At 35.6% G+C, this 21,828-nt stretch carries 20 protein-coding genes; 15 read left to right on the forward strand and 5 right to left on the reverse strand.

The features are described 5' to 3' along the window. Positions 1–31: 31 nt before the first annotated feature. On the reverse strand, positions 32–676 hold the full coding sequence (locus tag CBF37_RS09340; protein ID WP_125984485.1) for a copper homeostasis protein CutC: 645 nt from the start codon (positions 674–676) through the stop codon (positions 32–34). A 113-nt stretch (positions 677–789) separates the two neighbouring features. Between CBF37_RS09340 and CBF37_RS09345 the strand changes: the two genes are divergently transcribed. The 4 genes from CBF37_RS09345 to recD2 all read left to right on the forward strand — a co-directional run bounded on the left by CBF37_RS09345 (position 790) and on the right by recD2 (position 5,572). Beyond that, positions 790–1,650: a methyltransferase domain-containing protein gene (locus tag CBF37_RS09345; protein ID WP_125984486.1), complete on the forward strand. Its 861-nt coding sequence runs from the start codon at positions 790–792 to the stop codon at positions 1,648–1,650. Between the two features lie 209 nt (positions 1,651–1,859). Further along, the gene (gene trmL, locus CBF37_RS09350; RefSeq protein ID WP_125984487.1) at positions 1,860–2,363 is read left to right on the forward strand and encodes a tRNA (uridine(34)/cytosine(34)/5-carboxymethylaminomethyluridine(34)-2'-O)-methyltransferase TrmL; all 504 of its coding nucleotides are present in this window, start codon (positions 1,860–1,862) and stop codon (positions 2,361–2,363) included. A gap of 15 nt (positions 2,364–2,378) precedes the next feature. Next, positions 2,379–3,005 (forward strand): histidine phosphatase family protein, encoded by a 627-nt coding sequence (locus CBF37_RS09355; RefSeq protein ID WP_125984488.1) that lies wholly within the window; start codon positions 2,379–2,381, stop codon positions 3,003–3,005. Positions 3,006–3,025: 20 nt separating this feature from the next. Then, positions 3,026–5,572, forward strand: coding sequence for an SF1B family DNA helicase RecD2 (gene recD2, locus CBF37_RS09360; protein WP_420824173.1), 2,547 nt, complete (start codon positions 3,026–3,028; stop codon positions 5,570–5,572). Positions 5,573–5,599: 27 nt separating this feature from the next. Here recD2 and CBF37_RS09365 read toward each other — a convergent pair whose 3' ends face one another. Further along, positions 5,600–6,553, reverse strand: coding sequence for a diacylglycerol/lipid kinase family protein (locus CBF37_RS09365; protein WP_125984490.1), 954 nt, complete (start codon positions 6,551–6,553; stop codon positions 5,600–5,602). Positions 6,554–6,746: 193 nt separating this feature from the next. On the opposite strand from CBF37_RS09365, the gene CBF37_RS09370 reads away from it, so the two are divergent. From CBF37_RS09370 to CBF37_RS09385, 4 genes are all read left to right on the forward strand, one after another. Further along, the gene (locus tag CBF37_RS09370) at positions 6,747–7,265 is read left to right on the forward strand and encodes a QueT transporter family protein (protein WP_125984491.1); all 519 of its coding nucleotides are present in this window, start codon (positions 6,747–6,749) and stop codon (positions 7,263–7,265) included. A gap of 184 nt (positions 7,266–7,449) precedes the next feature. Next, positions 7,450–8,604, forward strand: a complete 1,155-nt coding sequence (locus CBF37_RS09375; protein WP_125984492.1) for a cation:proton antiporter — start codon at positions 7,450–7,452, stop codon at positions 8,602–8,604. Between the two features lie 379 nt (positions 8,605–8,983). After that, the gene (locus CBF37_RS09380; RefSeq protein WP_165866685.1) at positions 8,984–10,933 is read left to right on the forward strand and encodes an LPXTG cell wall anchor domain-containing protein; all 1,950 of its coding nucleotides are present in this window, start codon (positions 8,984–8,986) and stop codon (positions 10,931–10,933) included. 34 nt (positions 10,934–10,967) lie between these two features. Further along, the gene (locus CBF37_RS09385) at positions 10,968–11,450 is read left to right on the forward strand and encodes a hypothetical protein (protein WP_125984494.1); all 483 of its coding nucleotides are present in this window, start codon (positions 10,968–10,970) and stop codon (positions 11,448–11,450) included. A 619-nt stretch (positions 11,451–12,069) separates the two neighbouring features. Here CBF37_RS09385 and cbpA read toward each other — a convergent pair. Next, a complete protein-coding gene (cbpA, locus tag CBF37_RS09390) occupies positions 12,070–12,717 on the reverse strand; it encodes a cyclic di-AMP binding protein CbpA (RefSeq protein ID WP_125984495.1) in 648 nt (215 codons plus the stop codon). Positions 12,718–12,881: 164 nt separating this feature from the next. On the opposite strand from cbpA, the gene rpmG reads away from it, so the two are divergent. The 4 genes from rpmG (at position 12,882) to nhaC (ending at position 15,848) form a co-directional block, all read left to right on the forward strand. After that, complete coding sequence (rpmG, locus tag CBF37_RS09395; protein ID WP_125984496.1) at positions 12,882–13,034, forward strand: 50S ribosomal protein L33; 153 nt, start codon at positions 12,882–12,884, stop codon at positions 13,032–13,034. Positions 13,035–13,047: 13 nt separating this feature from the next. Next, a complete protein-coding gene (secE, locus tag CBF37_RS09400) occupies positions 13,048–13,218 on the forward strand; it encodes a preprotein translocase subunit SecE (protein ID WP_125984497.1) in 171 nt (56 codons plus the stop codon). A gap of 113 nt (positions 13,219–13,331) precedes the next feature. Further along, positions 13,332–13,874, forward strand: a complete 543-nt coding sequence (gene nusG, locus CBF37_RS09405) for a transcription termination/antitermination protein NusG (protein ID WP_125984498.1) — start codon at positions 13,332–13,334, stop codon at positions 13,872–13,874. 579 nt (positions 13,875–14,453) lie between these two features. Next, positions 14,454–15,848: a Na+/H+ antiporter NhaC gene (gene nhaC, locus CBF37_RS09410; protein WP_125984499.1), complete on the forward strand. Its 1,395-nt coding sequence runs from the start codon at positions 14,454–14,456 to the stop codon at positions 15,846–15,848. 38 nt (positions 15,849–15,886) lie between these two features. On the opposite strand, the gene sdaAA is transcribed toward nhaC, so the two are convergent. Both sdaAA and sdaAB read right to left on the reverse strand, forming a co-directional pair. Continuing rightward, on the reverse strand, positions 15,887–16,762 hold the full coding sequence (sdaAA, locus tag CBF37_RS09415; RefSeq protein ID WP_125984500.1) for an L-serine ammonia-lyase, iron-sulfur-dependent, subunit alpha: 876 nt from the start codon (positions 16,760–16,762) through the stop codon (positions 15,887–15,889). Positions 16,763–16,774: 12 nt separating this feature from the next. Then, complete coding sequence (gene sdaAB / locus CBF37_RS09420; RefSeq protein ID WP_206168063.1) at positions 16,775–17,443, reverse strand: L-serine ammonia-lyase, iron-sulfur-dependent subunit beta; 669 nt, start codon at positions 17,441–17,443, stop codon at positions 16,775–16,777. Positions 17,444–17,604: 161 nt separating this feature from the next. Here sdaAB and CBF37_RS09425 point away from each other — a divergent pair, with 161 nt between their 5' ends. From CBF37_RS09425 to rny, 3 genes are all read left to right on the forward strand, one after another. Next, on the forward strand, positions 17,605–18,840 hold the full coding sequence (locus CBF37_RS09425) for a competence/damage-inducible protein A (RefSeq protein ID WP_125984502.1): 1,236 nt from the start codon (positions 17,605–17,607) through the stop codon (positions 18,838–18,840). 95 nt (positions 18,841–18,935) lie between these two features. After that, complete coding sequence (gene recA, locus CBF37_RS09430; protein WP_125984503.1) at positions 18,936–20,003, forward strand: recombinase RecA; 1,068 nt, start codon at positions 18,936–18,938, stop codon at positions 20,001–20,003. Between the two features lie 212 nt (positions 20,004–20,215). Continuing rightward, positions 20,216–21,784 (forward strand): ribonuclease Y, encoded by a 1,569-nt coding sequence (gene rny / locus CBF37_RS09435; RefSeq protein ID WP_165866686.1) that lies wholly within the window; start codon positions 20,216–20,218, stop codon positions 21,782–21,784. The last annotated feature ends 44 nt before the right edge of the window (positions 21,785–21,828 follow it).

Consider the following 21,828-nt stretch of genomic DNA (forward strand, 5'->3'; position numbering starts at 1 on the left):
GTCCAGCCATTATTGCTGAACTCCTTTTGATTTATAAAAATTCTAAGTTGACAATTTGTGTCCCGTGAACTTCTTTTGCATTTAAAAATGACCCGATACTTTCTGCATTTTCATAGGTAATGCCGCCTCCAGGCAGAATGGTTATTCGATTGTTAGCATAGGACATTAAATCTTTGATGTACTCTAAATGCTGTTCGATGGGGAAGGTTGCTGAACCGCCATGAGTTAATATACGGTCGACATCATATTTAACTAGCCAATCGATTGCTTTGAATTGATCATCTTTAGTCATGACATCAAAAGCCATGTGGAATGTTACTTGCATTCCTTGTGCGGCTTCTAATAAAATCAGCATTGCTTCTTCGTCGATTTGATTTGCTTCGTTTAAACAGCCGAAAACAACGCCGTCTACGCCAAGTTGTTTTGCTTCGTAAATATCAGTTTCCATAATTTTTAATTCTGAATCGTTATATATAAAGTTACCTCCACGCGGTCGGATAATAACCATAAGCGGAACATGTTTTTCTGCACAATAGTCTGCCGCTGCTGTCATAACTCCTTTACTAACAGTAGTACCACCGACAATTAGGTTATCGCAAAGTTCAATACGGTTCGCTCCAGCTGCGATAGCTCGAGGGATATGCGTGTAGTTTTCAGCACAAAATTCTTTTATCATCTCTTGTCACCCTTCAAAATGAAATAGTCAATTTTAGTATAGCATAAAGAGTACAAACTAGATGTAAAATTATGTTATGATAGTTCTATTAAAATAAAGAATGGGGAAGCAATATGTTAAAGAAAAAGATTGCTTACGCACAAGACTTTTTAAGAGAGCATGATCAATTATTTGAATGTCCAAAATGTCATCAATCAATGACACTAATTGATGGACAGTCATTGGGATGCGATAATAAGCATCACTATAATTTATCAAAAAAGGGAACGATTCATTTTCCTGATCATCATATGTCGAGTGATTATGACAAAGAAATGTTGGAACATCGACGTATGATGATTCAGGCGGGTTTATATGAGCCTATTTTAGATCAGATTAAATCAGTGATAGGCAACGATGACTCTCGAGTCATTGTAGACATGGGATGCGGTGAAGGAAGTTTTTTAGAGGAATTATCAAAAAAAATTAACTCCTCTGATATATTAATCGGATTTGATTTGTCCAAAGAAGGTGTTCTCTTAGCAAGTGATTATGCAGAACGCGCATTCTGGTTTATCGGTGATGTTACTGCTGTGCCGTTGAAGCAGCAGTCAGCAGATTATCTCTTAAACATTTTTTCACCAAGCCACTATGAAGAAATGACACGCATTTTAAAAGACGATGGATTAGTGATTAAAGTAATTCCTGAAGAAAATTATTTAAAAGAGATGCGCTTATTATTTTATAAAGATAATGAAGAAAAACAAAACTACAGTAATGAAAAAATCTACAATAAATTTCAAAATAAAATGAAAGTAGTTTCTGAAAAAAGGATAACGTATTCTTTTCCAATTACAGCGGATGATTACGAGCATGTACTAAAAATGTCACCTCTAATGTGGGGAGCTAGTGAATTATCAAAAGAATATGCACTAGTACATCCATTCACGGAGATAACAATTGATGTGAAAATTTTAATCGGAAGAAAAGCTTGACTTTCAAAAATAAGGTTGCTCTTTTCACAAGTTGGTGTTACAATGAGTAAAAGTCATTTTCAACGGTTTTTATCAGATTCCTGTTCTGATAAAAGTTGGTGAGGTGACAACTCATCAACGTAGCGACTCGCAGTGAACTGACACCGAGGCGATACGTTTTTTTTTGTGAAAAAAATTAATCAAACACTGAATAAAAGGGAGATAACAACATGAATCATATTGTATTATTTGAACCTCAAATCCCCGCAAATACTGGTAATATTGCACGTACGTGTGCAGCTACTAACACGATGCTGCACTTAATTGAACCCCTCGGGTTTTCAACAGATGACAAACATTTAAAAAGAGCAGGTTTGGATTACTGGCATGATGTTAATATCACTTACTATCCTAATTTAACTAATTTTTTAGAGAGTATTGAAGGAAAAAAATTGCACTTAATTTCTAAGTTTGCTCGTCAAACGTATAGTGAAATCGATTATAATGATGGTCAAGATCACTATTTTATTTTTGGTAAGGAAACAACAGGCCTTCCAGAACAATTTATGCGCGATTATGAAGATAGTTGTCTGAGATTACCGATGAATGACGAGCATGTTCGGTCATTAAATTTATCAAATACTGCAGCGATTGTTATTTACGAAGCACTGAAGCAGCAAAATTTTGTTGGGTTAGAAAAAACACATATTTATGAGAATGATAAATTAGGATAAGAAAGGACGATTTAGTTGAAGTTATACTTTACACGTCATGGTAAAACAGAATGGAATCAATCACGACAATTACAAGGGAGGACAGGTGATTCACCGCTACTTCCCGCAAGTTATGAAGAAATCCACTTGTTGGGACAGTATATAAAGAATGTTAATTTTGCTCATGTCTATTCGAGTGCAGCATTAAGAGCACAAGTAACGACGGAGGGGATTTGCGAAGAGTTGTGTCATAAACCGCAGATTACTTTTGTTGAGGAATTGCGTGAAATGGGTTTCGGTTCTTTAGAAGGTGAATATATCAAAATCGCAGATGCTGCGTATCCTGCAGAGATGAATGCGATGATGCATGAACCAGACAAATATAATCCAGAGTCATTTGGCGGTGAAACATATGAAAGTCTTATCGAACGCAGTACGTCATTCGTCAAGCGAATCGCGATTGGATATGGACCAGAAGATAAACTTTTGTTTGTCGGACATGGGATGGCACTTACTGCGTGTGTTCAAAGCTTATTGGGTACACCTTTGACGGATTTACGAAAAGATGGCGGATTAAAGAACAATAGTCTAACTATTTTAAATTATACTGATGGTGCATTCACATTGGACAAATGGAATGATGTGTCCTTCTTAGCAGAATAAAAGATGATTCGAGTGAGGTGATTGATTTACTTATGGAAGAATTAGATGAAAGAACCTATATTGTTGGGCAAATACAGGCTGTCTTTTTTGAGAATTCCACTAATTTTTATAAAGTCATGTTAATTAGTGTTAAAGATACAAATACATCTTATACAGGCTCAGAAATTGTTATTACGGGAACCTTTGGCCAAGTCCAAGAAGAAGATATCTACCGATTCTATGGCGAAGTGGTCAATCATCCGAAGTACGGCGAACAATTAAAAGTGGACAGCTATCAACAAGAAAAACCAAGTTCTTCTGCTGGGATTGTTGCTTATTTATCCAGTAGTAAGTTTCCCGGAATTGGGAAAAAAACAGCAGAAACCATAGTAGATACGTTAGGTTTAGATGCGATAAATCAAATTATTGAAAAACCTGAAGTGTTAAAAAATGTATCAGGTTTAAATAGTAAAAAACGAGAAACAATTGTTGAAACGCTCAGACAAAATTATGGTATGGAGCAGATAGTTATCGGTTTGAATCAGTATGGATTTGGTAATCAGCTTGCTTTTGCAATTTACCAATTCTATAAAGGCGAAACTTTGCAAACGATTCAAGAAAATCCATATCAGTTAGTTGAAGATATCGAAGGAGTCGGGTTTAAAAAAGCAGATCATCTAGCAGAACAAATCGGTATATCAGCTGATGCGCCACAACGTATTCAAGCTGCAATCATCCATGAATTATTTCAAGAGTGTTTATCCACAGGTAATACATACATGGAAGCAAAACAAGTTCTCAGTTGTGTGTTATCCACATTAGAAAGCAGCCGATCTGTGGAAATAGCACCCACTATTGTGGCAGACTCAATTATTTTAATGGCTCAAGAAGGCCGAGTGATTCAGGAAGGTACCAAAATTTATGAAAAATCACTCTATTTTTCTGAAGTTGGTATCTCAACTTCTTTACGTAAACGGTTAGAAAAACGCGAGAAATTACCCTATAAAATAAAAGATGTGGATAAAAATATTACGCTAATTGAGAAACAGTTCGGTATTGTTTATGGAAATTCTCAGAAGGAAGCTATTCAAAAGGCAATTATGTCACCATTTTTTATCTTGACTGGTGGTCCAGGAACGGGTAAAACGACTGTTATCAATGGGATTGTAAGTGTGTATGCAGAACTGAACGGCTTGTCGCTAGATCCAAATGATTATACACAGGATGTTTTTCCGATATTATTGGCTGCACCAACAGGTCGAGCAGCTAAAAGAATGAATGAGATGACTGGCTTACCGGCTAGTACGATTCATCGTTTATTGGGTCTAACGGGACGAGAAAATGAACCGTTAGAAGAAGCACGAGAATTAGAGGGTGGTTTATTGATTGTTGATGAACTGTCGATGGTAGATACTTGGTTGGCTAATACTTTATTAAAATCAGTACCTTCATCCATGCAAGTTATCTTCGTTGGGGATAAAGATCAGCTTCCTTCGGTTGGACCGGGACAAGTATTAACAGACTTATTAACAATTGAGGATATTCCTAAGCATGAATTGATAGACATCTATCGTCAAGAAGACGGGTCGACAATTATTTCTTTAGCACATGGGATAAAAAATGGTCAGACACCAGCAGATTTAACTGAGAATAAAAAGGACCGATCATTTATAGCGTGTCATGTTGATCAGATTGAGTCAGTTATTCAACAAGTTGTGATTCGTGCAAAGGACAAGGGATTTTCTAAACAAGAAGTACAAGTGCTGGCACCAATGTATCGGGGAAAAGCAGGTATTGATAATTTAAATAGCATGATGCAGGAAATTCTTAATGGTAACCCGGATCATTCACGTAAAGAGGTTAAATGGTTAGATAAAGTGTATCGAATCGGGGATAAAATTTTACATCTAGTTAATAGTCCAGAAGTCAATGTCTTTAATGGAGATATGGGTGAAATTGTCGGCATTAATTTATCAAAAGAAACTGAAGATAAAGTAGATGAACTAGTATTACTTTTTGATGAAACAGAAATTGTTTATAAACGAAATGAATGGAATAAAATTACATTGGCATACAGTTGTTCAATTCATAAAGCACAAGGCAGCGAGTTTAAGATGGTTATTCTGCCGATGGTAAAACAGTATGGTCGTATGCTTCAGCGCAAGTTGTTATATACTGCTGTTACACGTAGTCGTAATTTACTAATCTTGCTTGGTGAATACGAAGCTTTTAAGTTGGCGATTGAAAAAGAAATGGTTCCGCGGCAGACAACCTTAGTTGATAGATTAACAGAAACTGATGAATTAACCGTGATAAAAGAAGCGGAGCATTTAGCGGCTTATGAAGCAACAAAAACGGAAGATATTAAAGAAGAATTGAAGATATCAGAAGCAACTAAGAGTGATATCCAACAGTTATCAAATACGAACGAAGTAGCAACAGTATCTTTATTTGATTCAGATGATTTAACGGATAAAGCAATAGAATCAGTAGCTGTCTGTGAATTAACACTAGAGATGGTTATGGATCAATTGATCGATCCGTTAATAGGTATGGCAAACTGCTCGCCATATGATTATATGAAATAAACCAGTTATCATAAGATGACTGGTTTTTTATTGCCAAAATAAGCGTTGGTCAATGGAGAACCTTAAAGTAAAAGATTCCTTATCTAATTCTTCTCCATCTATTTGACCATATACTGGATCAGCCGTTGAAATTTTAAAATCAGTTGATTTTACATGATTTACATATTTTGAGGAAAGATGTTTTTTTGTTAATAATTGACAAACTAAGACTAAAATTTTATGTAAAGATATTTTTTCCACAACTACTAAGCTGAGCTGTGGTTCCATAATGTCAGCTGTGGGATCAATAGCGACTCCGCCTCCAAAATAGGGATGATTAGTGACGGTACATAAGTATGCTTTACTGAAAGAATGCTGATAATCTTTGGTCTCAGCTGTCATACCGAACGGTGGCTGTTCATGTAAAACTTTGATTGCGGCAAACAAATAGGCTAAACCACCAAGGTGTACTTTATTAAGGTTATTCTTAGCTCTTGATGAATTCGCTTGTTTAACAATCGCAGCGTCTAATCCAAGTCCTAAATTATTTAATCCGTAATGGATGGTGTTTGTTCTCTTATTATGAGCTTTTAACAAATACAAATTAGTTGGGTGGGTGATTGATTCAATTTGTTTAATTGCTCGAATGGTATGCCGAGGAATCTTCGCACCGCGAGCGAAGTCATTCCCTGAACCTCCAGGTAAATAAGCAATAGGAATTCTAGGGTGTTTTGCCAATTGATTGATAACACCGTGCAGTGTGCCGTCACCGCCGATAATTACTAATAATGGAAAGGTATCTACGCTGTCAGACCAATCAATCAGTGTCGTATTCGCTAATTCCTCTGCAATTTCACGCTCGTGTCCTGCGTGATTGGTTAAATATGTATGGAAAGGGATGTTTTGTTTTAAGAGATAATCGCAAGCTTGCTTCAAGACACGCTTGCCTTTTCCGGCTCCGGCAGATTCGTTGGCGATAATATGCCACTCGGTCCGTTGCATAAATTCAACTCCTTTTTTAAGTCGCTATGCTATATAATATCGTAAAATGAAAAGAAAAACGAGTAAACAGCAATAAAAATTGATAAAATTTTGACAAAAATGACGTTAGCGGATAGGATAATAACGTTATGAAAATTTAACCGCAGTTCATTTGTACCATCCTGCGTAAAAAAAACTAGGAGGAGAAAAGAAAATGGAAAAGAGTTACACACAATCTAAAACAAAATTATTAGTGATAAATGGGCTTATTGCAGCGCTTTATTTGACGTTGACAATTATGGTAGCGCCTATTGCACAAGGACCGGTACAATTTAGAGTATCAGAGAGTTTAAATCATCTGGTGGTTTTTAATCGAAAACTCTTATGGGGTGTTGTGGCAGGGGTTGTCCTCTTTAATCTGCTTTATTCAGAAAATGGTGTGCTTGATGTCATGTTCGGCGGCGGTCAAACGTTAATCGCGCTGCTTATTACTGCGGTATCGGCAAAATGGGTGAAGAGCGTTAAAATACGTTTAGTCATCAATACGCTCGTTTTTACTATTAGTATGGTGTTAATCGCATTTATGATCTGTCTTGTGTCCAAAATAGTTATCGGTTCAGGCGCCTTTTGGGGTATTTACGGCTCACTGATGTTGAGTGAATTACTTGTCATGGGAATTTCAGCACCAATTATGTATTTAGTTGATAAAGCTGTTCATTTTGAAAAATTTTAAAAACAACGACTGGTTATTTAATTTAAAATAGCCAGTTTTTTGTATTAAAAAAATTATTTTTATGCAAGTTTCTTCATATATAATAGTAGAAAAAAAGTAGAAATTTGAAAAAGGAGTTTTCTTTACAACTATATTTATTTCTTGTAGATTAATAATGAGAGATAAATATTTTTGGGAGGTTATTATGGAGATTTTATTGACTATCATTATTATCTTAGTTAGTACAAAAATCTTTGGGCATTTAGCAGTGATGTTAGGTCAGCCCGCAGTATTAGGAAAGTTGTTGATTGGTATTGTTTTAGGACCTGCAGTTTTATCGTGGGTAAATCATTCGGATGTGTTTCAGGTGTTTTCTGATATAGGTGTCCTGTTATTAATGTTTTTAGCTGGTCTTGAAACAGATATGGATCAATTAAAGAAAAATTGGAAACCATCAGTCGCAGTGGCTGTGATCGGTATTATTATACCTTTTATCAGTGCATTTGCTGTTGGTTATGCATTTGGCTTTGATTTAAACCACTCGGTCTTTTTAGGTGTCTTGTTCTCAGCAACATCAGTCAGCATCACGGTACAGGTTTTAAAAGAGCTCGATGTGATGCAAACGAGAGAATCGACGACAATACTTGGTGCGGCAGTTGTGGATGACATTTTAGTAGTCATATTGTTAGCTTTTGTTATGTCATTTATGGGTGGAGATGGTGCATCAGCTGTATCTATCCCAATGGTTATTTTAAAGAAAGTTATTTTCTTTGTCGTTGCTATTGGTGTGGGAATTTATCTTGTACCGTTGATCCTTAAAGTAGCGAAAAAATTTAAAGTAACGGCACCTGTGACCACAGCAGCTTTAATTATCTGTTTTGCATTCGCCTACTTTGGCGAAATGTTAGGAATGGCTGGTATCATTGGTACATTTATAGCGGGACTATTCATTTCTCAAACAGAATTTAAACATGAAATTGAACATAGTGTTGATCCAATTGCTAATTCACTCTTTGTTCCTTTCTTCTATGTCAGTGTTGGTTTGAGTATTTCATTTACAGGTGTAGCGAGTCAACTATGGTTCTTAATCATTTGTACAATTGTAGCTGTATTCTCTAAACTTATTGGCGGATTTATTGGTGCACGTATGACTGGATTTAATAAATTATCTTCATTAGGTATCGGATCAGGTATGGTTTCACGTGGTGAGGTAGCATTAATTATCGGGACTACAGGTTTGGCTAGTGGACTTTTGGAACAAGAATACTATACAACAGTTATTATTTCAGTTATTCTAACGACGTTGATTGCTCCACCAATGTTGAAAAAGATTTTTTTACAGTTAAAAACAGTTAAATAGTTAGAAAAGGGGGCTTTGACATAAGCCCCCTTCTTTATAAGTCCTACATTAAAATAAACCTCTATTTATGAAAATAACTAGCGTTTATTTAAAAATTTGTACGAAGCAGGAAGTCTGAAATGATTAAAGAACAAAATACAACAGTGTTATTAAAAACTATTGACAATAAAAATAAGTTTTTGTATGATAATAACATAGGTTCTTTTGTAAGTGTCTATAAGTGTTCGGATAAAAACGCATAGTTTGACCTTTTTTTGATATGCTAAGCGGAGAAATTAATTATATGAAAAAAATGTGCAACGGTGTTTTTTATAAACATGGATAGATGTTATTGAAAGGCCTAAATCAAATGAACGAAGAAAAAGGAGAGATAATTCTAATGAAAAAAGTTAAATTAACAACGGCTACATTAGCAATCTTAGCAGGTTCTGTTGTAGCACCATTAGTATCACAAGCAGAAGATGCAACTACAGCATCTGCACCAAAAACAGAACAAACAACAAAGGCTTCAACTACAGAAGCTACTAAAACGGTAGCATCGACTGAAGAAGCTGCTAAAACACCTGCACCTACAGCGCCAAAAGCATCTGTAAAAGCAGCAGATACTTCAAAGAAATTTGCAACAAGTGTGTATGTTGATCAAATCGAGGCTTTAAATAACTTAACACGCGATGAAAAAACAGCTTACAATGTTCGCATCCAACAAGCTGGTGTAGCTGGAAACGAAGCAGGAGCTCAACAAGTTGTTGCTGAAGCAAAAGGTGTAAGTCAAGCAAGAACTGATTTAGCTGCTAAAAAAGCTGAAGCAAGAAAAGCGGTTCTAGCATTATATACTTCTGGTAATGTAAAAATTACTGGTAAACAAAAAGAAGCATTTGACAAACAAATTGATGCAGCAACAACAATTGCTGAAGTTGATGCAGTTGTAGCAGCAGCAAAATCTGCTGGAGATTTAACTGATGCACAAAATCAATTAAGACGTGATATTGATACTGCTTTAGAAAATGGAAAAATTAGCCAAGATCTACGTAATGAATTACAAAATGAAGCTATTGCAGCAAAAAATAATGATCAGTTAGCAGTTGTTAGAGGTAAGCTTGATGTAGCTGTAGCTTTAACTGATGCTCAGGTAACAGCTGAACAAGAATTAGGTGAAATAGGTTATAAGTTAGGTTCTGATTACCATGAATATTTGGCTCAAATTCGTGCAGCTAAATCAGCTGAAGAAGTTAACTCAATTTTAGAAAAAGCTAAAAATCAAGCAGTTTTACATGATGCTAAAGAAGATGCTAAAGTAAAAATTAGCGCCATTACTCATAAATATGGTTTATCTTCAGCAGATTATTGGAAATTCGCTAACCAAGCTGATGCAGCAACAACAATTGAAGAAGTAAATGCAGCAGTTGCAGCAGCTCAAACAGCAGGTGAATTAAAAGAAGCTAGAGCTAAAGCACAAGAAGATTTACATTCTATTGGTTACTTATTAGGCTCTGACTACTATACTTACAAAGATAAAATTAACGATGCAGCAACAATTGACGAAGTTAATAGTATTTTAGCTGAAGCACAAGCACAAGCGAAAACTCAAGAAGCGAGAGAAACTGCTAAACAAGAAATTACACAATTCTATTATGATGGTAAAATTTCATTAGATGAATACTATAACTATGATAAATTATTAGATGGTGCTAAATCAGTAGATGAAGTTGAAGCAATCGTAATTGATGCTAGCAAATTAGGTCAATCTCGTTATGATGCTAAACAAGAAATTAAAGGTTATGGCGATGCTGACAAATTAACTAAAACGGAAGTTAAATATTGGAATAAATTAGTAGACGATGCTATGACTTCTAAAGAAGTTGAAGAAGTAATGAATTCATTACGTGCTGAATTAGGTCTAGTTACTTCAACTGATACTTCAAGTGAAACATCAGCAACAACTGATACTTCAAGTGAAACATCAGCAACAACTGATACTTCAAGTGAAACATCAGCAACAACTGATACAAATACTTCAAGTGAAACATCAGCAACAACTGATACAAACACTTCAAGTGAAACATCAACAAAACCAACTAGTTCAACAACTGGTAAAACAACTGGTAAAACTACTGGTAAAACTACAACAACTACAGCTAAAAAAGGTACTGTAACTTCTACAGCTAAAAAAGCTGGTCAAAGTACTGTAGCTAAAAAAGCAGAAGCTAAGAAAGCAGAAGCTAAAAAAGCTTTACCTAAAACTAATGATACAGTTAACTCTGGCTTAGTTGCAGGTGGTTTAATGTCAGTATTGACAGCTGCATTCTTATTCTTCCGTAAAGGTAAATAATTAGAATTTAATTCTAGATTAGGTGTGAATTCACTTGGAAGAACAACAAAACAATCCTGAACAACAAAATAATCCTGAACCCAAAAAAAAGGGTTCAGGAAAAGGAGTTATTGCAATAATTGTTTTAATTATTGTAATTTTAGGTGGTAGTTACTATATGTTTAGTAAAAACAATACATCTAAAGCTTCGAAACAAGAACAAAAAGCTTCTTCTTCACAAGGGAAGACCAAAATTTCTGAGACTCCCGAAATGAAGACTAATAAAGCAGCTTTGGATGCCGTTATGACTTTATTTGATAATGGTGATCCTAATCGTGCCCGGACTAATATAAAGCCTGAAGAATTTGATAAAGTAAAGGAAAAAGTATCAAAAGTTAGTGACAAAAGAATTAAAAAAGAGCTAACTGAAAAGTTAGATGATATTTCTAAAGCTTCAAAAGGAGATGGCAACATGTCATCGTCAGCTGAAGCTGAACAAAGTTCTGAGTCATCTGCAGATGCAGATGGTCAATACTAATACTAGATGCCTGTCTTTTATTTTTATTGCTTCAAGCTTGTATAAAAAGAGCTCTTCGTCAAATTATGTTGATATTCAATTAATTAGATAGAATGAGTCTATAGACGGATGGAGGTTTCCATCTGTCTTTTTGTATTGCTTGTAATAATTTTCTTTAGATTCTGTAGTTACCCCTGATCTGTCGTTAGAGCTTATCTAGTTTTATCACCTTTTAAATCTACAGTGATTGTTTTCCAAATCAATTGAAAGATTGTAATATTGTCTACTAAAAATTTTTTTGAACTTATAGTTGACTAGGAGTTATGACGAAGTTTATTTTATCTTCTTAGTCCAAGAAAGGTGTGCTACGAGTAAACTCGGAAAATTGAGTCATTACTTTATAAGTGTCGTTTTCGACAGGTTTGTTACAAGTATATTGTATATTGAAAGATATTTAGGGCAGTTAGCGAGTAGATGAAAGTTTGTCCATAGTTATTTGTGTGTTACATTTTTTTATTTTTCTGTAAACAAACCTTTGATTAAGTCTATTAAATTAGTCTATCTTTTTTGTATGCAAAAAAATCGTGCTGATGGAATAAATCAATTCCCATCAGCACGATTCTTATTATAAATTCTTTTATTATACTTCTCTTGGATTTTGTAAATCTTCTATTTCGGCAACGAAAAAATCTTTCTTTTCAAGAGATTTTACAATCATGTCAAGTATTTCCTCTGTCGTGTTTGCCGGTAATGTAATAATTGTTCGACGAATATATTCATCTTTTCCAATATCAAGAGTAATGCAGCTGGCAATTTCAGAATGTTTGGAAATAATTTTTGTCATGTTAGCCAAATCACCTTTTTTTCCTGTAGATGCAATCGTTAAAGCATAGCGCCCTTCGTTTACATTCCATGATTGGGAAAGAATAGTTAACAGGCTACTGTGGGTTAAAATACCATAAAATAAATCATTGTTATCCAATACTGCAATATATGGTAATTCTTTGATAGTAAAAAAGATATTAAAGAATGAGGAATTCAAGTGAATGAATTTTGTTGCGTTTTTAATCAGGTGGGTAACAGGTAGTGTCATATCGCCACCATTTGATTTATGACGATAAATATGCATTTTATAGATATTACCTCTAAAGATTTTTTCGGTTTCATCTAAGACGGGAACACATCGAAATCCAGAGTCTTCTAAGATGGCTAGAGCATCCTCTAACGTACATGATTCATTGACAATTGTTAATCGTCGTTTTGGTATACAAATTGTTTCAATAAGCATGGTCTATCTCCCTCCATTTATCATATAGTCTATAATACCATACAATTTTATGAGAATACATTGAAATACAGTGATATGGATGGAAATATTTGATGCTAATTTGACTACTTTATGTGTAAATGTTAAAATAAATTGGATAATGCTAAATTTAGGAGGAGTCTGATTTGGCTCAAAATAAAACAACATTGGCGTGTTCTGAGTGTGGATCTCGTAACTATTCGAAAAATGGTGGGTCTGCGACACGAACTGAGCGTTTAGAAGTAAAAAAGTTTTGTAAATATTGTAAAAAACATACATTGCACAGGGAAACGAAGTAAAGGAGAGCTAAAAATGAAATTTTTAAAAAGCGTCATTGAAGAAATGAAAGTTGTCACTTGGCCGACAAAGTTTAAATTAACGAAAGATGTTATAACAGTTATTCAATCAACGATTTTATTTGCTTTATTCTTTGCTGTTGTCGATTTTGGTTTAGACAAATTATTAAAATTGTTTATCCGTTAAACTTTTTATTGTGGTAGCCATGATTTAAAATCAATGTTATAATGAATTCGTAGGAAAAAACTTCGGAAGACGGGGTTTTTTTATTTTATCAAGAAAAGGCAGGTTCTGAGACGATGGAATCATTGGAAAAAAGCTGGTACGTATTGCATACTTATTCAGGTTATGAAAATAAAGTTAAGGAAAATATTGAATCACGTGCACAAAGTATGGGAATGGAAGATAATATTTTTCGTGTAGTTGTTCCGGAAGAAGAAGAACGCGAAATTAAAAATGGCAAGGAAAAAGTAACAGCTCGCAAAACATTTCCTGGATATGTTTTGGTAGAAATGATTATGAGTGATGATGCATGGTACGTGGTTCGTAACACACCAGGTGTAACGGGTTTTGTCGGTTCGCATGGAGCTGGAAGTAAACCTGCTCCTTTGTTAGATGAAGAAGTAGAAAGTATTTTACACGAATTAGGTATGAGTCGTCGTACGTCAGATTTAGACGTAGAACTTGGTGAAGTAGTAACAATCAAGACAGGTGCATTTTCTGGATTAACTGGTGATATTACTGAAATTGATATGGAAAAACAAAAACTTAAAGTAAATATTGATATGTTCGGTCGTGAAACAAGTACAGAACTTGATTTTGATCAAGTAGATAAATTATAAGATAATTTTTCTTGACTTTAACTACTTAGTCTATTATGATTAACGACAAGATAACCTTTCTAACAAAGTAGTAAATAAGTTTACGGAGAATCAGAGAGTCAATGGAAGCTGAGAATTGACCCGTCTTATTTATGAATTACACTAGAATTGTAGACATGAGAATAATGAATGAGATAAAATATCAAATCGGTATTTTAAATAAGGTGGTACCGCGGACACGTTCGCCCTTAACAATGATTATGTTGTTAAGGGCTTTTTTCTTTTAACAACAACCTTTCTAACGAAGTAGTAAATAAGTTGTATGGAGAATCAGAAAGTCAATGGAAGCTGAGAATTGACCCGCCTTATTTATGAATTACACTAGAATTGTAGACATCTAAATAACGAATGAGATAAAATATCTGTGTGATATTTTAAATAAGGTGGTACCGCGGACACGTTCGCCCTTAACAATGATTACGTTGTTAAGGGCTTTTTTCATGTCAGGAGGAATTTAAAAATGAGCTGTGGCGGTATTATTCGATATTGTGACACTAATTAATATCAGAAAGTTAACATACTATTTAAGGAGCTGTTTATATGTCGGAGAATAAACGAGTAGGGTTATTAGAGGCAAGTATTGTATTAATCATTATTATTTTAAGTATTTCAGTTAGTGTTATCGGGTTGAAGATATCACCTAATATTGCTATTTTATTAGCTATTACGTTGGTCATAGTATATGTAATCATCAGAAAACTATCATTAGAGTATATTAATAAGGGGATTGAGAAGGGATTGCAACCTGGAATCATTCCAATATTTATTTTCTTGTTGGTTGGTGCGTTAATCTCGGTCTGGATTCAGGCGGGAATTATTCCAACCTTGATGGTAGTAGGATTCAAATTATTAAGCGTTAAGTGGTTTGTACCATCCATTTTCTTAGTCTGTGCGATTGTCGGCAGTGCTGTCGGCAGTGCGTTTACTGTGATGTCCACTATCGGTATTGCTTTTTTTGGGATCGGCTCAACTTTAGGATTAAATGAAGCGTTAGTTGTTGGAGCTATTGTTTCTGGCTCAGTATTTGGTGATAAGATGTCACCGCTCTCTGAATCAACGAATTTAGCATCAGCTATCGTTGGAGCTGATTTATTTAAACACATTAAGCATATGATGTGGTCGACTTTACCAGCGTTTGTTGTTTCACTAGTTGTTTTTGCGGTACTTGGTTTTAATAATAGTCAAGCCGATTTAAGTGATATCAGTCAAGTGTCTAATGTTTTAGAAACTAATTTTCATGTGAGTGTGTGGTCATTAATTCCAATCGTCTTTATGCTGTTCTGTGCGTGGAAAAAAATTCCTGCAGTTATTACAATTTTACTAAATGTTTTGTTAGGTATTATTATGATTATCATTCAAAATCCATCTGTGGGATTTGCTACTATTGCTAAGGTCGTTGAGTCTGGATTTGTATCTGAGACAGGCAATCAGCAAATTGATGCACTATTGTCGCGTGGCGGTATCAATAGCATGATGCCCACAGTTTTATTGATTATCTTAACCTTGTCATTGGGCGGAATCTTGATGGAAATAGGATTGGTTTCTACTGTGATTGGAGCTGTGGCTACTAAATTACATTCTGTTAAATCATTGATTATTGTAACTTTGTTGTCTGGAATTGGTGTTAATTTATTTATTGGTGAACAATTTCTATCTGTTATTCTCCCAGGTAATGCTTTTAAAGGAGAATTCAAAAAACAAGGACTTGATCCAGTTGTATTAAGTCGGACATTGGAGGATGGCGGTACAGTAATAAATTATTTAATTCCATGGGGAATCGCAGGTAGTTTCGTTGCTAATACTTTTGGTGTACCAACTTTGACTTACTTGCCATTTGCACTATTTAGTATTCTTTCTCCAGTTTTTTCTATTATTAGCGCTCTAACTGGATTGGGTGTTGATTATGTCCAAAAAAGTAGCGAACGCGTACCGTAAAAATGAAATAAAAGGACAGTTGCAGAAAGCAACTGTCCTTATTTATTATTTTGATAAAGTCGATGCATGATTTCTTTACCTGTTTTAGTAGCTGCAAGTCCGCCTTCTGCTGTTTCTTTAAAGATAGACGGCATCTGCATACCGACTTGATGCATTGTTTCAATCACTTCATCAACTGGAATGACGCTATTAATCCCTGCAAGTGCCATATCAGCTGAGATAAATGCTTGGGAAGCACCTAAGGCATTACGTTTTACGCAAGGGACTTCAACTAAGCCCGCAACTGGATCGCAAATCAATCCCAACATGTTAGCAATTGTCATGGCAACAGCCTGTGCTGCTTGTTGTGGTGTTCCGCCACGTAAAATAACTAATGCACCACTAGCCATAGCACTGGCAGAACCGATTTCGGCTTGACACCCACCTGCTGCGCCGCTGATTGAGGCTTTATTAGCAATGACCAAACCGATAGCACCAGCTGTAAATAAGAAATTTAATTGTTCTTCATGAGAGATATCATAGTCTTCAACCATGGCTGATAGAACACCCGCGGCCACGCCAGCACTGCCAGCTGTCGGCGTCGCACAGATTAATCCCATTTCAGCGTTTACTTCATTGACAGCAACTGCATTTCGTACGGCCTTTAGGATAGTTGTTCCACTCAAATAATTTGAATTTTCTAAGTAGTGATCCATTCGTTTCGCATCACCGCCTGTTAGGCCTGTTACAGAAGTAACGCCGGCCACACCTTTTTTAATAGAAGCCATCATGACAGATAAATTTTTAGACATGTGTTCTAAGATTATTTCTCGCGGATATTGCGAAGTTTTAATTTCAGTTTGAATCATAACTTCAGCGATTGTCCCATATTTCTTTGTTAGTTCTAGTAGTTCTTCTATTGATTGAAATAACAATTTTTATTCCTCCTATCCGAAAAAGCTAACTGAATGAACATGTTCAATGCCTTTTAGAATTTCTGTTAAGCCTTCAACACGTTCATCTACTTCAATAATCATAATTGCTTTTTCACCTTTAGATTCTCGTGTTACTGTCATAGTGCCAATGTTGATATCTTGTTCGGATAGTACATTTGCTACTTTTGCAACAACACCGGGTTTATCTTGATGGACTGTTAAGTACGTGGGTGTTGTCATATCAAGATTAACTTTAAAGCCGTCAAGTTCAGAAATTTGAATAGAACCACCACCTATGGAAATACCTGTACAAGATAGTGTATGTGTCCCTTTGCGTACAACTAATTTAACTAGATTAGGGTGCTCAGATTTTTCAGGTTTTGGAACGAAAGTTACTTGCATTCCCTTTTCGTGTGCAATTTTAATAGAGTCTGCTAATTTCTCATCATCAGGTTCCATACCTAATAAACCACCAACAAGTGCAATATCAGTTCCGTGGCCACGATAAGTTTTTGCAAAAGATTCGTATAAATATAAATCAACTTGTTCAGGTTGTTCTCCAAAAATACTACGGACAACACGACCAATCCTGGCCGCTCCTGCAGTATGGGAGCTGCTGGGACCTATCATAACGGGACCAATAATATCGAAAACGCTTTTATATTGTGTCATATTTTTCACCTCATTTTATTCATTGCTATTTTATCATATAGATTATTAGCTGGAATAACTTATTAGTCAGATTTAATAATTTTGTTGAAGTATCTTAATGTTAGTTTAGAATTAATGTGTGTTAAAATAAAACTGAGAAAAATGCATATATTAGAGATAGGGGAATGAAAATGAAGGCAGAGATTATCGCAGTAGGCACGGAAATATTATTGGGACAAATTACAAATACAAATGCTACATTTATTTCACAATTTCTGGCAGAATTAGGTATTGAAGTCTATTATCAATCGGCAGTAGGTGATAACAGCCAACGATTGACAGATGTTCTGACAACAGCAGCTAAACGTAGTGATGTTATTGTTGTCTGCGGTGGCTTAGGCCCGACGGATGATGATTTAACTAAGGAAACAGTTGCTGAATTCCTTGGTGAGTCTTTGGTTTATGATACTGAGGCAATGAATCGCTTAAATGATTTTTTTAAATATTCAACCAATCCAATGACAGAAAATAATAAACGCCAAGCGTTGACAATAAGTAATAGCCTCACTATTCAAAATCCAACAGGGTTGGCTTGCGGTACTTATTATGAGGGAAAGGATACAAATTATATTTTACTTCCAGGTCCGCCTAGTGAATTGAAAGCAATGGTTAGAGAGGAAGTTATTCCTTTACTAAAAGAAAAAATGCCGCAAAGTCATCAGTTAGTTTCACGCTATTTGCGTTTTATGGGAATCGGTGAATCCAAAATAGTTACAGAGTTAAAAGAAATATTGGACGAGCAGACTAACCCTACTATTGCTCCATATGCTAAGTCTAATGAAGTCATGTTACGCATTACAGCAAAATGTACAAATGAGGATAAAGGTGAAGCTATGCTGGATGAATTGGAAAGGCGTATTCAAGATAAAGTCGGCAACTATTTTTACGGATACGGTGAAAATATAACAATTGAGGAAATTCTTGTAAACGAACTCAAACAACGTAAACAAACTGTCTCATTTGCTGAAGGAATGACTGGCGGTGAATTCCAACACCGCGTGACTAATATTGAGGGGAGTTCGGATGTCTTTTCTGGTGGGATTGTCGCATATACTAGAGAAAGTAAAGAAAAACTGCTTAGTATTCCTGATGTGTTAATGTTTAAGCATGGCGAAGTGAGCGATGAGTGTGTGACAGCCATGGCTGTTGCTGCTAGAACTGCTTTAAATGCAACATACGGGGTATCCGCTGTTGGTGTGGCAGGTCCCAAGGAAATTGATGGTCAGCCGGTGGGAACAATTATTATTGGTATTTCGACACCAATCGGTGAATTTACAGAACATTTATTAATTAGGAGAAACCGCAGTTATATTCGTGATGGAGCTGTGAAGCACGGATTAAATTTTTTAAGAAAGCATTTAGTTTAAAATATACGAATATTTGTTCGCTTTTTTCTTGATTTTTTAGTAAAAAACGATTATGATAATATCAATAGATTGATTAAAGATTAGGAGGCTCGTTAATGTCTGATAATAGAAAATTGGCGTTAGATGCAGCATTAAAGAAAATAGAAAAAGATTTTGGAAAAGGTTCAATTATGAAATTAGGTGAAAAAGTTGACCAGAGAATTTCAACTATTTCATCTGGTTCATTAGCACTAGATTCTGCATTAGGTGTTGGCGGATATCCGCGGGGTCGTATTATCGAAATTTATGGACCAGAAAGTTCCGGTAAAACAACTGTTGCGTTGCATGCTATTGCATCTGTTCAAAAAGAAGGAGGAACAGCGGCCTTTATCGATGCTGAACATGCGTTAGATCCTAAATATGCACAAGCATTAGGTGTAAATATTGATGAATTATTATTATCACAACCAGATACGGGCGAACAGGGATTAAACATTGCTGAAGCACTTGTATCAAGTGGGGCTATTGATATTGTCGTTATTGACTCTGTTGCCGCATTAGTTCCTCGTGCAGAGATTGACGGTGAGATGGGTGATGCACATGTTGGACTGCAAGCTCGTTTAATGTCGCAGGCACTGCGGAAATTGTCAGGTACCATCAATAAGACAAAAACAATTGCAGTATTTATTAACCAAATCCGTGAAAAAGTTGGCGTGATGTTTGGTAATCCTGAAGTTACACCTGGTGGTCGTGCCTTAAAATTTTATTCAACTATTCGTTTAGAAGTACGACGTGCTGAACAGTTGAAATCAGGGACAGATATCATTGGTAATCGAACCAAAATAAAAATTGTAAAAAATAAAGTTGCTCCGCCGTTTCGAATTGCTGAAGTTGATATTATGTATGGTGAGGGGATTTCTCAAGAAGGGGAACTTCTAGATATGGCTGCTGATAAAGATATCGTCAATAAAAGTGGCGCTTGGTATTCTTATGATGAAGAGCGGATTGGTCAAGGTCGTGAAAATGTTAAGAGATATTTGGCTGAGCATCCTGAGATGATGGCAGATATTTATCAAAAAGTGCGAGTTGCCTATGAGATTGATGGTGTTCCGGTTGTTGAAGAGAGCGACGTGGAAAGTAAAAAGGAAGCAGAAGATGGGTTAGCATTAGATTTAGATAAATAATCAGACATAAAAACCGTCCTTCGTTAAGAAGGCGGTTTTTTTATGTCTGATTATCCAATGAATTAAGTTGACACTACCCCTGACAACTATTAGAATAATAGTAGTATAATATTACTTTATACTCATGCTTGTAGGGCATGGTTTTTTGTATGCTTTTTTATCAATATCTAACTACAACTAAATATAAAGAAAGATAGTACGGAGGTGTTTTTATGACCAATTTATTTATGATACTCCTTCCAATTACTATCATCGGATTAATTGCAGGTCTAGCAGTTGGCTATTTTGTCTCAAAATCACGCTATGAAAAATCGATAAATACTGCGAAGCAGTCTGCTTCAGACATTATTGATTTGGCAACAAAAGAGGCGGACACGTTAAAGAAAGAGTCTTTGTTAGAAGCAAAAGAAGAAAGCCAAGTTTACCGTCAAAAAATTGAAAGTGAGTTGAAAGAAGAGAGAATTGAATTAAAAAATCAAGAAAATCGACTATTACAACGTGAATCTAATCTTGATCGCAAAGATGATTCTCTTGTTCAACGTGAAAGCTCATTAGAAGATAAAGAAACTAGGCTGGATTCTAGAAAGCAATTAATTGATGAACAAGAAATCGAGGCTTCTAAACTAATTGAACAGCAACAACTAGAATTAGAACGCATTGCCTCGTTAAGTAAAGAGGATGCATCGAAAATTATCATGGACGACATGGCTGAAGAGTTAACTCATGAACGTGCCCTGATGGTAAAAGAAAGCAATCAACGCGCAAAAGATGAGATTGATCGAAAAGCTAAAAATATGTTGTCTTTAGCTATACAGCGTTGTGCCGCTGATCAAGTGTCTGAACTGACAGTGACTGTTGTGACATTGCCAAGTGATGATATGAAAGGTCGAATTATTGGGCGTGAAGGACGTAATATCCGGACGCTTGAAACGTTAACAGGTATTGATTTAATTATCGATGATACACCTGAAGCAGTCGTTTTATCTGGGTTTGATCCAATTCGACGCGAAGTCGCTCGCATGACTCTTGAAAAATTAATTCAAGATGGTCGGATTCACCCAGCAAGAATTGAAGAAATGGTCGAAAAATCTAAGAAAGAAATGGATGAACGAATTAGAGAATATGGTGAAAATGCTGCATTTGATGTTGGTGTACACTCATTGCATCCAGATTTGATAAAGATTTTAGGACGTTTAAGATTCAGAACTAGTTATGGTCAAAATGTGCTGAACCATTCAATTGAGGTTGCAAAATTAGCGGGAGTTTTAGCTGAGGAACTTGGAGAGGATCCAATTCTAGCTAGACGTGCCGGTCTATTGCATGACATTGGTAAAGCTCTTGATCATGAAGTTGATGGCTCCCATGTTGAAATAGGGACAGAAATTGTCAGCAAATATAAAGAAAATGATGTTGTTATTAATGCAGTTGCATCTCACCATGGTGATGTGGAAGCAACATCGATTATTTCTGTTTTAGTTGCTGCAGCTGATGCTTTATCTGCTGCACGACCTGGTGCTAGAAGTGAATCGTTAGAAAATTATATTAAACGTTTAGAACGTTTAGAAAATATTGCTAATGATTTTCCTGGAGTTGAAACCAGCTTTGCTATTCAAGCTGGTCGTGAAATTCGTGTGATGGTAAAACCACAAGAAGTATCTGATGATGAAGCAGTATTGCTTGTAAGAGAAGTGCGCAAACGTATTGAAGATGAATTGGAATACCCAGGTCACATTAAGGTGACAGTAGTACGTGAAGTACGTGCTGTTGATTACGCAAAATAATAAAATTTAGGAGGTTAGGAAAAACTAGATTTAGTTTATACCTA

It is taken from the genome of Vagococcus vulneris, assembly GCF_003950515.1.
Lineage (GTDB): Bacteria > Bacillota > Bacilli > Lactobacillales > Vagococcaceae > Vagococcus > Vagococcus vulneris.